This window comes from Streptomyces albus subsp. albus, assembly GCF_000719865.1.
Taxonomy (GTDB): Bacteria; Actinomycetota; Actinomycetes; order Streptomycetales; family Streptomycetaceae; genus Streptomyces; species Streptomyces albus_E.
Genome location: NZ_JOID01000003.1, coordinates 83,817 through 97,807, shown reverse-complemented (window position 1 = coordinate 97,807; position 13,991 = coordinate 83,817). Strand labels below are relative to the sequence as shown.

Below are 13,991 nucleotides of genomic sequence, written 5' to 3'. Positions count from 1 at the left end.
GTCCGGGCCGGCGTTAGGTCCGGGCCGGCGTTCGATCCCCGGCACTGTTCAATCCGGATAGCCGTTCGGCCCGGGCCGCCGCTGCCCACGGATGGGATGGGGCAGGGGTACGACAGCGCCAGGCCTCGGGCCCGTGTCCGACGGTGTGATGCCGCCGCCCGGTTATCGCGCCGTACCCGGCGGGCGAACCGGTCCGGTGTCCGGGCCTCGCCGGCCGCCGCCCGGGCCTCGCCGGCCGCCGTCCGGGGCCGCGTCCGGAGCCGCGGCCCCGTTCGCTCCCTGCCCGCTGTCGAAGAAAAGGGCGAGGGCGTAATCCGTGTCAGGCGGCTTGACGCGTGGTGGGCGCGCCCGGATCGCCGGGGCCGTCCTGAGTGCTGCCGGCCTCCCCGGCGCGGTTCTCCTCCGCCCCCGACGGCGGAGTGGAGACGGCCGTGGCCGCCGCGCCGGCGGCGAGCAGCCGGCTCACCGACGGCGGCTCTTCCCCGGGACGGGTGCCGGGTTCCGCCGCGTCGGCGGCGGGGTCATGGCGCTGCACGGTGCCTCCCGAGGTGTTTCCGGTACGAAGGGTGCGGGTGTGGGTTAGGTTTACCTAACCCGTCGCTGCTCTCCCATGTCACCACGCCCGGCACCGACCGCGCAACATCTTGCCGACACGGTGTCGGAACGTTCACCGGAGTTCCCCGGAGCCGGTCGCCTCCGGCCTCCTCCGCCCCTCGCGCCCTTTGCTCCCCCCTGCCCCGGCCCCTGTCCTTGCGGTCCCTGCCGCCCCCGGGGACTCCGGTCCGGCAGCCGGAGGGGATGCGATGGCGGCACACCAGGCGCACGGGCCCCGTCCGCTCCGTGGCGCCGCCGCGCCGGGGGCAACGGCCCGCCCCCGGCGCGGGGAGGCCTTTCCGGCCGTACCGCTCGCACCGCCGGCACATCGCTGCCGCGCCCCGTTACCGTGCGTCCGGCCCGCACCGCCCGTGGTGCCCCCGACGCCCGGGCCAACCGCTCCGACAGCCGCATGGTCGGGTGGCCCGGACGGACGGACGGGCCGGGTGGCCGGGGGGCCCGGCGGCCCGGGCGGCCGTGCGCGGGCGGCCCGGTCAGCCGGGCAGGCCGGTGAGGGACGAGAGGTCCGTGCCGGCCCAGCGGGGGCCGACGCCCGTCACGGCGACCCGCCGTACGTCGTCCCCGGCCACGGCCTCGTCGAGGCTCGGGCCGTCGGCGCCCTCGGCGCGTCCGATCACCACGTGCAGCCGGTCCTCCGACAGCTCCTCCATCCGGCCCTCGCCCCACTCCACGACGACCACCGACTCCGGCAGCGACACGTCCAGGTCGAGGTCCTCCATCTCGTCCAGGCCACCGCTCAGCCGGTACGCGTCCACATGGACCAGGGCCGGGCCCGCGCCGAGCGGCGGGTGGACGCGGGCGATGACGAACGTCGGGGAAGTGACCGCGCCGCGCACGTCGAGGCCCTCGCCCAGGCCGCGCGTCAGCGTCGTCTTGCCGGCGCCCAACTGCCCGGTGAGGAGGACGAGATCACCGGGGCGCAGCAGCCGGGCGAGGCGGCGGCCGAGTTCGCGCATCGCGTCGGGGGTGCGGACGGTCAGCCGCACCTGTGCGGCGGCGTCGGGGTCCGCGGGGGTGACGGTGTCCGCGCCGGTGGCCGTGCTCTGGGCGCGGCTCGTGTCGTACGGGGCTTCCATCTCTCTCCTTGCGTGGTCCCGTCCCGCCGTCGGACGGGAGGGAGGCGTCCCGCTCCTCCCGGGCCCCGATGCGGCGGAGAGCCGGGGGAACCGCCCCGTCGGGCCGGGAAGGGCACTGCGGCCGATGGTACGAGCCGCGCGGCCGGGACGCCGCCGGGCACGGGCGGGCGGCGCCGTGCCGTGCCGACCCGCGCGGAACGGGGCGAGCCGCGCGGGCCGGGCGACCGGCCCGGGCGCCGCGGACCGGTGGCCAGTGCTGCGGCCGGGAAGACGCACCGGTTCGCAAGCCCGGCACGGCACTCGTCCGGCCTCCGTCCGGGGGCGCAGGCACGTTGCCGCTCGTCCACGCGCATCCGGCACGCGGACGACGTTCCGCCTTGCGCTGCTTCCCGGCCCGCCTTCCCGGCCCCGGCGCTAGCCGCAGACCGGGCGGTGCGGCCGCCGCTTCCGCGGCGGCCCGTGCTTCGCGCCGGCGCGGGCGATCAGTTCGGCCAGCCGGTCGTTCACCGTCTCCGGGTGTTCGAGCATCACCAGATGGCCCGCGTCGGGGACGAGCACCAGTTCGGCGTCCGGCAGCGCCTCGGCGATCGCCTGGCTGTGCGAGGCGGGTGTGACCAGGTCCCGGTCACCGCTCAGCACCAGGACGGGCAGGCCCGCGAAGACCGCCAGCGCGTCCGCCTTGTCGTGCTCCTGGAACGCCGGGTAGAACTCCGCGACCACGTCGATCGGTGTCGACTCGATCATCCGCTCGGCGAAACGGGCCACCGCCGGGTCCACATGCCGTGAACCGAAGGAGTACCGCTTGACGATCCCGGTGAACAGGTCGGCTGTCGCCCGGCGGCTCCGCTCCACCAGGTCCACGCGCGAGCCCAGCGCCCGGAGCACCCCGGGCAGCACCCGCCGCACCGCGTTCACCCCGGCCACCGGCAGCCCGAAGTTGACCTCGCCGAGCCCGCCCGCCGACGTGCCGACGAAGGCGGCGCCCGCGACCCGCTCCCGCACGTACTCCGGGTAGTGGGCGGCCAGCGCCATCAGCGTCATACCTCCCATCGAGTGGCCGACGAGCACCACCGGGCCCTGCGGTACGGCGGCGTCGAGCACGGCCCGCAGATCGCGCCCGAGCTGGTCGATGGTGACCGGGACGCCGTCCGCCTGCGCCATGCCGCGCTGCGAGCGGCCGTGGCTGCGCTGGTCCCAGTGGACCATGCGCACCACACCGTTCAGCGCCGCGCGCTGGAAGTGGAAGGAGTCCTGGTTCAGGCAGTAGCCGTGGCAGAACACCACCGTGAGCGGCCCGGGTCCGCGCCGCCCGAAGAGCCTGCGGCGGCGGTGGGCCACCGGCTCGGCCTCCGCCTCGTGGACCTCGTAGTGGAGCACCGTGCCGTCATCGGCCACGGCCTCACCGGGGGTGCCGCGCAGCGTGCCGTACGGGCCGGCGGTGTCGAGGGCGAGCCGGGCCTTGCGGCGCATCCCGCGGTGAACGGTCAGCCGTTCGATCGCGACACCGGCCGCGGCGGTGGCCGCCACGACGCCCAGTGCCGTGCCCGCCAGGCCCACGCGGCTCCGGTGACCGCCGTGACCGGCGGGACCGGCATGACCGCTCGCGGCCGCGGCGGCCGCCGCGGCGGCCTGCACCGCACCGGCCGCCGGCTCACCGGCAGGGATCTCAGCCATCGTCGTGCCGCTCCTCGTCGTCCGTCCCTCGCCCGGAGGCCCGCCGGCGTCCCGCCGACCGGCCTCCGCCGTCCACCTCTTCACCGGCTCGCCCGTCACAGCGGCCGTATGCCCCGGATACGGGGCGGGCCGACGTACGGTGCCGGCCCGATGCCGTCCCGGTCTCGTCCCGGTGCCGTCCCCGCGCCGTGCGGTGCCGTCGGCCCGTGCCGCACGACCCGCGCCCGGCAGGCCGCCGCATCGCGCCGCGACGGCCGAGGGCCCGGGCGCCGTACGCGCAGCGACGATACGGGCCCGGCCGCCGGGCGGGGGGCGCGTTCCGTGGGCTCCGTGAGGTTCGCGGGCTCCGCGGGTTCCGTGGGGCTTGGCGGGATCCGTGGTCCTCGCGGGTCCTGTACTGACAACACCGCCGGGTGCGTTCTCAGTTCCCGGCCCGCTCGGCGGGGCCCCTGGCAGGAGTCCGACGAGCGGGCCGCCGGGCCGGCCGGCGGAACCGGCAGGCCACCCGGCGGGCGTCCGGCGGGCGAGCGTCCGACGCCGGCCCGGGCCGGCGAACGGCACAGGCGCCCGCATCGCCCCCGGCCCGGCGTGCGGCGGACGGCCGCAGGGCCCGCCGAGAGGGCTCCGGCGGCGGCACCGCGCGGCCCGGCGAGCGTCGGCCACCGGGCCGGGAGCACCGCGACAGCACCTGCCGCCGGCGCACCTTCCGCGCCACCGCGCCTGCCGCCGGCGCACCCCCGCGCCGGGCCCGCGCGCCCCCTATCCGTCCTCCGCGTTCGCATACACCCGGGGCACTCTCGCTCCGATCCTGGTGACGATCTCGTACGCGATCGTGCCGGCGGCCTGCGCCCAGTCCTGGGCCGTCGGCTCGCCGGCGTCACCCGGCCCGAACAGCACGGCCTCGTCGCCCGCCTCGGCGGTGTCACCGCCCAGATCCACCACGAACTGGTCCATCGCCACCCGCCCCGCGACGGTCCGCCACTTGCCGCCCACCAGCACCGGGCCGGTGCCCGACGCGTGCCGGGGGATGCCGTCCGCGTAGCCGACGGGCACCAGGGCGAGGGTCGTCTCCCCGGCGGTCACATAGTGGTGGCCGTAGCTCACGCCGTGCCCGCCCGGCACCCGCTTGACGTTCGCCAGTCGTGCGGACAGCGTCATGGCCGGGCGCAGCCCGAAGTCGCCCGGCTGGCCGACCTCCGGGCTCGGCGAGATCCCGTAGACGGAGATCCCGGGCCGCACCAGGTCGAAGTGGGCCTCGGGCAGCGTCAGCGTCGCCGGGGAGTTGGCCATGTGCCGCACCTCCGGCCGCAGCCCCGCGCGCTCCGCGGCCGCCAGCGCCTCCCGGAAGGACTCCAGTTGCGGGGCGATCGACGGGTGGCCCGGTTCGTCGGCGCAGGCGAAGTGCGACCAGATGCCGGTCACCTTCAGCACGCCCTCGGCCTCCGCGGACCGGGCGGCGGCGGTGAGCGCGGCCCAGTCGTGCGGCTGGCAGCCGCCCCGGCCCAGGCCGGTGTCGGCCTTGAGATGCACCCTGGCGGTACGGCCGCACGCGCGCGCGGCGTCAGCGACCTCGCGCAGCGCCCACAGGGCGCCGGCCGAGACGTCGACATCGGCCTCGATCGCCTGGCGCCAGGGGCCGCCGGGGGTCCACAGCCAGCACAGCAGGCGGCCGGTGTCGCCCGCCGCGCGCAGGGCCAGCGCCTCCTGCGGCGTGGCGGTGGCCAGCCAGCTCGCGCCGGCCTCCCGTGCCGCGCGGGCACACGGCAGCGCGCCGTGGCCGTACGCGTCCGACTTGACGACGGCCATCAGCTCGGAGCGGGGCGCGCGGGCCCGCAGTGCCCGGACATTGGCCCGGAGGGCGCCGAGATCGATCTCGGCACGGGCCCGCATCTCTTCGTTCATCGGGTTCAGTGTCTCACCGGCCCGCCGGGACGTACCCGCCGAGGGAACGGCAGGCGCCGGGCCGGCGGGCGCGGGGCCGGCGGCACGGCCCCGGGTGGGGGCCCGGGCCATGGCCCCCACCCGGGGCGGGCACGGGTCCGAGGGTGGCCGGAGAACGACGGTGTCCCCCGCCGCGTACCGGCGGCAGACGCCGGACCCACCGGCCCCGGACCGAACGGCTCCCGGGCCCGCGCGGCTCAGGTCCCGGCGCGGCGGCCCCAGATGTAGACCCGGTCCCCCACGCGCAGCGTCTTCCAGAGCCGTTCCGCGTCGGGCCGGGTGAGGTTCACACAGCCGTGTGAACCCCCGTCCGGGTCGTAGATGTCGTCGCGCACCCCGTGGAACGCCTGGCCGCCGTTGAAGAACTGGGCGTACGGCATCGGTGTCTTGTAGATCGTCGACACATGCTTCTCGTTCCGCCAGGAGATCCGGTTCCAGCCGGTGCGGGTCGGCCGGCCGTCCTTGCCGCTGCGGATCGGCACCGGTCCCATCAGCACCTTCCGCCCCTGCTGCACCCACATCAGCTGGCGGGGCAGATCGACACAGGCGATACGGTCCCGGACCTCTGGACACCGGCCCCCGGCGTTGGGGTCACGGCGTGCCCCGACGACGCGGATGTGGCTCCGGGTCTTCGTGCCCGCGTAGCCGGGGATGGCCGGTCGCAGCTTCTCGTGCCGCTGCCAGGCGCGGATGGCCCGGCAGTCCGCCGCCGACTGCCGGCCGTCGACGCGCAGGTCCAGGAACTTCTCCACCAGGCGCTGGTACGGGCCGGCGGGAGCGGTGCAGGGGCCTGCGTCCCGGCCGTGCGGGACGGCCCCGTCCGTGCGGTCGCCGGACCGGACGGTCCCGGACGGATCGGTGGAACGGTCCGGGACGGCCGGAGAGGCCGAAGGCCCCCCGGGGTCCGGCGCGTTGTCGTCGGCGCGCGCGTGCTGCTGCCCGTGCCGGGGGCCGCCGTCGTCGGCTGGTGACGGCCGCCCCTGCTCCGCCACCGCGGCGACGCCGCCCGCCACCGGCAGCAGCACCGCGGCGGCGGCCGCCCAGCGCGCGTATCTTCTCGCCGCAGGACCCATACCGGCTCCCCGTACCTCTCCACGGCGGCCGCCACGGCCCGGCGGATCACCGGCGCGCGGCCGACTCATCAGATGATCTGAACGGAGTGACCATCCCGCCGGCCGCCCGGCCTCACACGGCGGCCCCCGGCCTCCCACCCGGTTGTCCCACGACTTTCACCGGACCGGGCCGTCCCACCTGCCAGTGCCCGGCGGCACTCGCCGCCGGAGGGGGTCGGCACCGGACGGAGGAGGTGCGCACCGAGAGACATGTCGCCGCCCGGCCCGCCCGGCTCCGCCCAGTGCTCCCCACCCGGCCGGCAGAACAAGCGGACGCGGGGTGCCGGACGGCCCCGCCGGGTCGGCCGGACGAGCCGCTTCGGCCGGTACAGCCGGTCGGCCGCTCCTGCCACTTCGCGAGGTCAGCAGGTCACGGTCAGGCGGGTCGGGCGGGTTGGCCGGGTCGCCGGTTCAGCCCTTCCGCCAGGTCAGCCCGTTCGACCGGGACACCCCTTCGGCCGGGCCGGTCGCGTCAGCCGGAAGCCGGGGCCCGGCCGGCAGCCGAGGCGGAGGCCGAGGCGACGTCGCGCCAGGCCGCGACCAGGGCCGCCGCCACATCGGACGCCCCCACGGGCGCCCCCGTGCGCCCCGCCGCCAGGCGGCCCGCCAGGCCGTGCAGGTACGCGCCCGCCGACGCCGCGTCGCGGGGCTCCAGCCCCGCCGCCAGCAGGGAGGCCGTCAGCCCGGACAGCACGTCGCCGGTGCCCGCCGTGGCCAGCCAGCCGGTGCCCGTCGGGTTGACCCGCACCGGCCCGTCGGCGGCGGCCACCAGCGTCGTCGAACCCTTGAGCAGCACGGTCGCGCCGAACTCCGCCGCCAGCCGCCGCACCGAGGACAGCCGCGCCGCCTCGACCTCCTCACGGGCCACGCCCAGCAGCGCGGCCGCCTCGCCCGCGTGCGGGGTCAGCAGGGTCGGCGCCGTCCTGCGCCGCACCTGCTTGCGGTCCAGCAGGCGCAGCCCGTCGGCGTCCACCAGCACCGGTACGTCCGACGCGAGCACGTCCTTCATCGCCCGGCGCGCCTCCTGGCCGTCCCCGAGGCCCGGGCCGATGGACCAGGACTGGACCCGGCCCGCCTTCGCGGGCGGGCCCGTGTGCACGAGGGTCTCGGGGAACCGGGCGATCACCGCGTCCGCGGCCGGGCCGACGTACCGTACGGCGCCCGCCCCGCCGCGCAGGGCGCCCGCCACGGCGAGCACGGCGGCGCCCGGGTAGCGCGCGGAGCCCGCCACCACACCGACGACCCCGCGCCGGTACTTGTCGCTCTCGCCGGTGGGTACGGGCAGCAGCGCGGCCACGTCCCCGTGCTGCGGGGCCTCCAGCTCGGGTACCTCCGGCAGATACGGGTCCAGGCCGATGTCCACCAGCCGCAGCGCCCCGGCGTGCCCGGCCCCGGGGTCGATCAGCAGGCCCGGCTTGTACGTGCCGAAGGTGACCGTCGCGTCGGCCCGTACGGCCGTTCCCGCGACCTCGCCGGTGTCGGCCTCCATGCCGCTGGGGAGGTCCACCGCCACGATCGCCGCCCCGGACTCCCGGGCGGCGAGCACCAGTTCGGCCGCGGCGGGGCGGAGTCCGCCGTGCCCGCCGATGCCGACGATCCCGTCGAGGACGAGATCCGCCCGGCGGACGGCGGCCAGGGCGGCGCGGCCGACCGGCCGGCCGCCGGAGCCGGACCCCGCGCCGCCGCCCGGCCCGGTGCCTCCGCTGACGCCCTCCTTGCCGGCGGTTTCCCGCGCGCGGGACTTCCGGCCACCGACCCTGCTCCCCGCGCCCCCGGTCTCCGCCGTCTCCCCCGATGCCCCGGTCTCCGGCTCCCCCGCCGCCGGCACCGCCCGGCCGCCCGCGGCGCGCAGGGTGGCGAGACCACCGGCATGGGTGCGGTCCGGGGGGAGCAGAACGGCGGTGACCCCGGCGCCGCGCCGGGCCAGCCGGGCCCCGGCGTAGAGGGCGTCACCGCCGTTGTCGCCGCTGCCCACCAGCAGCGCGATCCGCGCTCCGTACACCCGTCCCGGCCCCAGCAGTCCGGCGCACGCGGCCGCCAGCCCGGCGGCCGCGCGCTGCATCAGCGCCCCTTCCGGAAGGCGCGCCATCAGCGCGCGCTCGGCTGCCCGTACGGTCTCCACGCTGTACGCAGTTCTCATGCCCCCAGTGTCCAGGTCCGGGGCCGGTACGGGGCAGTCCGGCGGGGCCGGCCCCGCGCCACCGTCCGCCTCGGGCCCCGGCTACGCGGGCGCGTAGGTGAGGCAGTCGGCCGCGTTCTGCTGGAAGCCGACGGTGATACCGGGCGCGCGGCACTCCAGTTGTTCGTTGTGCCGGCATTCCGACATCTTGCAGGCGCCGACCCGGCCGGTGGCCGACATGTCGCCGCCCCGGGCACCGGAGTCGACGAACGTGTCGCAGTGCGCGTGGCCCGGGTCTCCCACGGTGATGGCCAGCGCGTGGCAGGTGCTCTCCCGGTTGTACGCGCAACTGGTGGCCGCGCAGTCGTTGACGATCGGCATGTCCATCAGGGGCCTCCGGGGGTGTCGGGTCGGTCCGGGCGGCGAACCCGGACCAACCGGTCACACGGGCTCACCGGATCGAGCCTCGCAAGGAACCCCCGCACCGACCAGCGGAAGCACGCCGAACGGGGCACGTCCGCCCGGGAGCCCGGCCCGCCCGGCGGCAGAGGCCGTCCGGCCCGTGCCGCCGGGATGTCCGCCCCGTACGGCGGCTCAGCCCTCCGCGATGACGACCGCCGAGGCGATCCCCGCGTCGTGGCTCAGCGAGACGTGCCAGCCGGTCACCCCGAGTCGGGCCGCGCAGGCCGCGACCGTGCCCTTCACCCGCAGCGTCGGCCGTCCGTTCGACTGGGTGACGACCTCGGCGTCCGTCCAGGAGAGCCCGCGGGGCGCGCCCAGCGCCTTGGCGAGGGCTTCCTTGGCGGCGAAGCGGGCGGCGAGCGAGGCGACACCGCGCCGCTCGCCGCTCGGCAGCGTCAGCTCGTGGTCGACGAAGAGCCGGTCGGCCAGCGCGGGCGTACGCTCCAGCGCCTCGGCGAAGCGGTCGATCTCGGCGACGTCGATGCCGACGCCGAGGATCACTCGACCGTCACCGACTTGGCGAGGTTCCTCGGCTGGTCCACCTCGTTGCCGCGCGCGGTGGCCAGTTCGCAGGCGAAGACCTGCAGCGGCACCGTGGCGACCAGCGGCTGGAGCAGCGTCGGGGTGGGCGGGATGCGGATCAGGTGGTCGGCGTACGGCACGACCGTCTCGTCGCCGTCCTCGGCGATGACGATGGTGCGCGCGCCCCGGGCCCGGATCTCCTGGATGTTGGACACGATCTTGTCGTGCAGCACCGACCGCCCGCGCGGCGAGGGCACGACCACGACGACCGGCAGATCCTCCTCGATCAGCGCGATCGGACCGTGCTTGAGCTCGCCGGCGGCGAAGCCCTCGGCGTGCATGTAGGCGAGCTCCTTGAGCTTGAGCGCGCCCTCCAGGGCGACGGGGAAGCCGACGTGCCGGCCGAGGAACAGCACGGTGTTCTTGTCGGCGAGGCTGCGGGCCAGCTCCCGTACGGGCTCCATCGTGCCGAGCACCTGCTCGACCTGGACGGAGATCGCCGACAGCTCCTGGATGACGGAGTGGATCTCGTCGCCCCACTTGGTGCCGCGCACCTGGCCGAGGTAGAGCGCGACGAGGTAGCAGGCGACGAGCTGGGTGAGGAACGCCTTGGTGGAGGCGACCGCGACCTCCGGCCCGGCGTGCGTGTAGAGCACGGCGTCGGACTCGCGCGGGATCGTGGAGCCGTTGGTGTTGCAGATGGCGAGGACGCGGGCGCCCTGTTCGCGGGCGTGCCGCAGCGCCATCAGGGTGTCCATGGTCTCACCGGACTGGCTGATGGCGATGACGAGGGTGCGGTGGTCGAGGATCGGGTCTCGGTAGCGGAACTCGCTGGCGAGCTCGGTCTCGCAGGGGACGCGCGTCCAGTGCTCGATGGCGTACTTGGCGATCATCCCGGCGTGGTACGCGGTGCCGCAGGCCACGATGACGATCTTGTTGACCTCGCGCAGCTCGGACGGCGGGATGCGCACCTCGTCGAGCAGCAGGGTGCCGGAGCCGTCGATGCGGCCGAGGAGGGTGTCGGCGACGGCCTTCGGCTGCTCGGCGATCTCCTTGAGCATGAAGTAGTCGTAGCCGCCCTTCTCGGCGGCGGAGGCGTCCCAGTCGACGTGGTACTCGCGGACGTCGGCCGGGCTGCCGTCGAAGTTCGTGACCGTCACGCCGTCCCGGCGGAGTTCGACGACCTGGTCCTGGCCCAGCTCGATCGCCTCGCGGGTGTGCGCGATGAACGCGGCGACATCGGAGGCGAGGAAGGACTCGCCGTCGCCGACGCCCACCACCAGCGGCGAGTTGCGGCGCGCGCCGACCACCACGTCCGGCTCGTCGGCGTGCACGGCGACCAGCGTGAAGGCGCCCTCCAGCCGGCCGCACACCTGGCGCATGGCCTCGGCGAGGTCGCCGCGGGAGGAGAACTCCTCGGCCAGCAGATGGGAGACGACCTCGGTGTCGGTCTCGGACAGGAGTTCGTGACCGCGGTCGGTCAGCTCGGCCCGCAGCGCGGCGAAGTTCTCGATGATGCCGTTGTGGACGACGGCGACCCGGCCCGCGTTGTCCAGGTGCGGATGGGCGTTGGCGTCGGTGGGGGCGCCGTGGGTGGCCCAACGGGTGTGGCCGATGCCGGTGGAGCCGGACGGCAGCGGGCGGCCCGCCAGCTCCTTCTCCAGGTTGGCCAGCTTGCCCGCCTTCTTCGCGGCGGCGAGCCCGCCGTCGGAGAGCACGGCGACCCCGGCCGAGTCATAACCCCGGTACTCCAGGCGCTTCAGACCGGCGATGACAACGTCGAGGGCGGACTGCCCTCCCACATACCCAACGATTCCGCACATGCCCGCAGCCTACGTTCCCGCACCGGCGGCCGGGCGCCTCGGGGGTCCCGGCGGGGCCCGCCGGGGCCCCGTCCGAAGGCGCCGGCACGAAGGCGCCGGCACGGAGGCGCGCCCGGTCAGCCGCCTTGTTCCATCCGGTCCCGGGCGTCCCGCAGCAGCCACAGATACTCGGACTCCTCGCAGCTGGGCTTGGTGCCCGCCCGGTAGAGGTCTATGGAGTCGTCGAGGTCCTCCATCAGATCCTCGTCGGGCAGCTCGTCGGCCAGCTCGCTGACGATCCGCCCCGCCGCGCCCTGCCGTTCGGCGCGGGCGTCGGACCGCCGGGGCCGCGGGACTTCTCCCTCCCGCCGTCTGCCGAAGGTGTGACCGAAGATCCGGACCGGGCCGTGCACGGATACGGACATGGGTTCCCCCCTGGTCGCGGGTGCGGCCGGCCGGGCGGCCCGCGGGGCACACACATGTCCCGCTCCCCGGAAGAGCCCTCCGGCCGGTGTTCCGTTGCCCGAACGTTATGCCGTGCCGAACATTCTGTGTAGGCCCGGGAGAGAACGGATGTGCGCCCGACGGGGCGCGTACGGGAGCGCTTATCCACCCCCGCTCCGGATCCCGCGCCGGGCGCACCCGCACAATGGGCCTCGTGTCCCTCACCGAGCCGCAGCAGCGACGCCGTTCCGACGTCACCCCTTACATGGACCTCACCCGTGCGGAGTGGAGCGCCCTGCGCGAGCGGACCCCCCTGCCGCTGACCGCCGAGGAGGTCGAACGGCTGCGCGGTCTCGGCGACGTCATCGACCTCGACGAGGTGCGCGAGGTCTATCTGCCGCTCTCCCGGCTGCTCAACCTCTACGTGGCCGCCGCCGGCAATCTGCGCGGCGCGCTCAACACCTTCCTCGGCGACACGGCGAGCGGGCACGGCGTCCAGCCCGGCACCCCGTTCGTCATCGGCGTCGCGGGCAGCGTCGCCGTCGGCAAGTCCACCGTGGCCCGGCTGCTCCAGGCCCTGCTGGCCCTCTGGCCGGAGCACCCGCGGGTCGAGCTCGTCACCACGGACGGCTTCCTGCTGCCCAACGCCGAGCTGCACCGGCGCGGCCTGATGTCCCGCAAGGGCTTCCCGGAGTCCTACGACCGGCGGGCCCTGACCCGGTTCGTCGCGGAGGTGAAGGCCGGCCGGGACGTGGTCACCGCGCCCGTCTACTCGCACCTCGTCTACGACATCGTCCCGGGCGAACGGCTGACCGTGCGCCGCCCCGACATCCTCATCGTCGAGGGGCTCAACGTCCTGCAGCCCGCGCTGCCCGGACACGACGGGCGCACCCGCGTCGGTCTCGCCGACTACTTCGACTTCAGCGTCTACGTGGACGCGCGGACGGAGGACATCGAGCAGTGGTACCTCGGCAGGTTCCGCAAGCTGCGCGAGACCGCCTTCCAGAACCCGTTCTCCTACTTCCGCAAGTACACCCGGGTCTCCGAGGAGGAGGCGCTGGACTACGCCCGCAGGATGTGGAGCACGATCAACCGGCCCAACCTGGAGCAGAACATCATCCCGACCCGGGGCCGCGCCAACCTCGTGCTCCGCAAGGGCTCCGACCACAAGGTGCGGCGGCTCAGCCTGCGCAAGCTGTGACCCGGGCCACGGCCGGGCCGCGTAATCTGCGCCCATGCTGCAGCTCCGGATCATCTGCCCCGCCGACCGCACCGACCGGGTCACGGCGCTGCTGCGGCGGGCCGTGGGCACCGCGAACCTGGTGGTCCTCCCGGGAGCCGGACGGGACCCGGCCGGGGACCTGGTGGCCTGCGACGTGGCGCGCGAGGCGGCCGACGAACTGACGGACGAACTGCGGGAGCTGCGCCTGCACGAGGACGGGTCGATCACGCTCCAGGACATCGCCGTCTCCCTGTCGAAGCGGGCCGAGCGGGCGGAGCGGGAGGCCCCGGGCGAGCCGGCGGACGCGGTGCTGTGGGAGGAGCTCTTGGAGGCCACCCACGAGGAGTCCACCGTCTCGGCCACCTATCTGGCCTTCATGACGGTCGCGGTGATGATCGCGGCCTGCGGCGTGCTGCTGGACAACGCCATCCTGATCGTGGGCGCCATGGCCGTCGGCCCCGAGTTCGGGCCGCTGGCGGGGGTGAGCGCCGGACTGGTGCTGGGACGCCTGCGGGAGGCCGGGCGCTCGCTCACCGCGCTGCTCACGGGATTCGCGGTCGCCATGGCGGTCACCACGCTCTTCACCCTGGCGCTGGACGCGGCCGGACTGTTCGGTCCGGACATGCTGGCCCGGGAGGACGGGCCCACCGAGTTCGTCTGGCAGCCCGGCCACCTCTCGCTCGTGGTGGCGCTGCTCGCGGGCATCGCCGGAACGCTCTCGCTGACCTCGGAGAAGTCGGGCGCGCTGATCGGCGTCGCGATCTCCGTGACGACGGTCCCGGCGGCGGCCAACGCGGCCGCCGCGCTGGCCTACGGGGATCTGCGGGAGCTGCGCGGTTCCGGCCAGCAGCTCGCGGTGAACCTGATCGGCATCGTCGCCGCGGGCGCACTCACCCTGCTCGTCCAGAAGACGCTGCTGGAGCGGACGAAGCGGCGTGAGCGCGCCCTGGCGGAGCAGCGGGCGGCGGACGGCGCCGGCCGGTAGGCCCGGCCGGGCAGCCG

At 75.7% G+C, this 13,991-nt stretch carries 12 protein-coding genes; 2 read left to right on the top strand and 10 right to left on the bottom strand.

What is annotated here, in order from left to right; translation table 11 throughout:
• Window positions 1-319 precede the first annotated feature (319 nt).
• From IF83_RS0104010 to IF83_RS0103965, 10 genes are all read right to left on the bottom strand, one after another.
• Window positions 320-535 (bottom strand): hypothetical protein, encoded by a 216-nt coding sequence (locus IF83_RS0104010; RefSeq protein ID WP_030542601.1) that lies wholly within the window; start codon window positions 533-535, stop codon window positions 320-322.
• A gap of 553 nt (window positions 536-1,088) precedes the next feature.
• A complete protein-coding gene (gene tsaE / locus IF83_RS0104005; RefSeq protein ID WP_078843144.1) occupies window positions 1,089-1,691 on the bottom strand; it encodes a tRNA (adenosine(37)-N6)-threonylcarbamoyltransferase complex ATPase subunit type 1 TsaE in 603 nt (200 codons plus the stop codon).
• Window positions 1,692-2,105: 414 nt separating this feature from the next.
• A complete protein-coding gene (locus IF83_RS0104000) occupies window positions 2,106-3,365 on the bottom strand; it encodes an alpha/beta hydrolase (RefSeq protein WP_051722432.1) in 1,260 nt (419 codons plus the stop codon).
• 759 nt (window positions 3,366-4,124) lie between these two features.
• The gene (alr, locus tag IF83_RS0103995) at window positions 4,125-5,267 is read right to left on the bottom strand and encodes an alanine racemase (protein ID WP_030542598.1); all 1,143 of its coding nucleotides are present in this window, start codon (window positions 5,265-5,267) and stop codon (window positions 4,125-4,127) included.
• A 236-nt stretch (window positions 5,268-5,503) separates the two neighbouring features.
• A complete protein-coding gene (locus tag IF83_RS0103990; protein WP_078843143.1) occupies window positions 5,504-6,379 on the bottom strand; it encodes a L,D-transpeptidase in 876 nt (291 codons plus the stop codon).
• 511 nt (window positions 6,380-6,890) lie between these two features.
• Window positions 6,891-8,558 carry an NAD(P)H-hydrate dehydratase gene (locus tag IF83_RS0103985; RefSeq protein WP_051722431.1) on the bottom strand — a complete coding sequence of 556 codons (1,668 nt, stop codon included), beginning with the start codon at window positions 8,556-8,558 and terminating at the stop codon, window positions 6,891-6,893.
• Window positions 8,559-8,639: 81 nt separating this feature from the next.
• Window positions 8,640-8,924 (bottom strand): DUF1540 domain-containing protein, encoded by a 285-nt coding sequence (locus IF83_RS0103980; protein ID WP_030542595.1) that lies wholly within the window; start codon window positions 8,922-8,924, stop codon window positions 8,640-8,642.
• Window positions 8,925-9,131: 207 nt separating this feature from the next.
• Entirely contained in the window at window positions 9,132-9,500 is a 369-nt protein-coding gene (locus tag IF83_RS0103975) for a holo-ACP synthase (RefSeq protein ID WP_030542594.1), read from the bottom strand.
• The gene (glmS, locus tag IF83_RS0103970; protein ID WP_030542593.1) at window positions 9,497-11,344 is read right to left on the bottom strand and encodes a glutamine--fructose-6-phosphate transaminase (isomerizing); all 1,848 of its coding nucleotides are present in this window, start codon (window positions 11,342-11,344) and stop codon (window positions 9,497-9,499) included. The genes IF83_RS0103975 and glmS overlap by 4 nt, the downstream gene beginning before the upstream one ends.
• A 116-nt stretch (window positions 11,345-11,460) precedes the next feature.
• Window positions 11,461-11,748, bottom strand: coding sequence for a hypothetical protein (locus IF83_RS0103965; RefSeq protein WP_078843142.1), 288 nt, complete (start codon window positions 11,746-11,748; stop codon window positions 11,461-11,463).
• Window positions 11,749-11,972: 224 nt separating this feature from the next.
• On the opposite strand from IF83_RS0103965, the gene coaA reads away from it, so the two are divergent.
• Entirely contained in the window at window positions 11,973-12,968 is a 996-nt protein-coding gene (gene coaA / locus IF83_RS0103960; RefSeq protein ID WP_030542591.1) for a type I pantothenate kinase, read from the top strand.
• 34 nt (window positions 12,969-13,002) lie between these two features.
• Entirely contained in the window at window positions 13,003-13,974 is a 972-nt protein-coding gene (locus IF83_RS0103955; RefSeq protein ID WP_030542590.1) for a DUF389 domain-containing protein, read from the top strand.
• The last annotated feature ends 17 nt before the right edge of the window (window positions 13,975-13,991 follow it).

Coding starts and splice junctions, on each gene's coding strand:
- tsaE (WP_078843144.1), bottom strand. CDS start 1,691: ATGGAAGCCCCGTACGACACGAGCCGCGCCCAGAGCACGGCCACCGGC.
- IF83_RS0104000 (WP_051722432.1), bottom strand. CDS start 3,365: ATGGCTGAGATCCCTGCCGGTGAGCCGGCGGCCGGTGCGGTGCAGGCC.
- alr (WP_030542598.1), bottom strand. CDS start 5,267: ATGAACGAAGAGATGCGGGCCCGTGCCGAGATCGATCTCGGCGCCCTC.
- IF83_RS0103990 (WP_078843143.1), bottom strand. CDS start 6,379: ATGGGTCCTGCGGCGAGAAGATACGCGCGCTGGGCGGCCGCCGCCGCG.
- IF83_RS0103985 (WP_051722431.1), bottom strand. CDS start 8,558: ATGAGAACTGCGTACAGCGTGGAGACCGTACGGGCAGCCGAGCGCGCG.
- IF83_RS0103980 (WP_030542595.1), bottom strand. CDS start 8,924: ATGGACATGCCGATCGTCAACGACTGCGCGGCCACCAGTTGCGCGTAC.
- glmS (WP_030542593.1), bottom strand. CDS start 11,344: ATGTGCGGAATCGTTGGGTATGTGGGAGGGCAGTCCGCCCTCGACGTT.
- IF83_RS0103965 (WP_078843142.1), bottom strand. CDS start 11,748: ATGTCCGTATCCGTGCACGGCCCGGTCCGGATCTTCGGTCACACCTTC.
- coaA (WP_030542591.1), top strand. CDS start 11,973: ATGGGCCTCGTGTCCCTCACCGAGCCGCAGCAGCGACGCCGTTCCGAC.
- IF83_RS0103955 (WP_030542590.1), top strand. CDS start 13,003: ATGCTGCAGCTCCGGATCATCTGCCCCGCCGACCGCACCGACCGGGTC.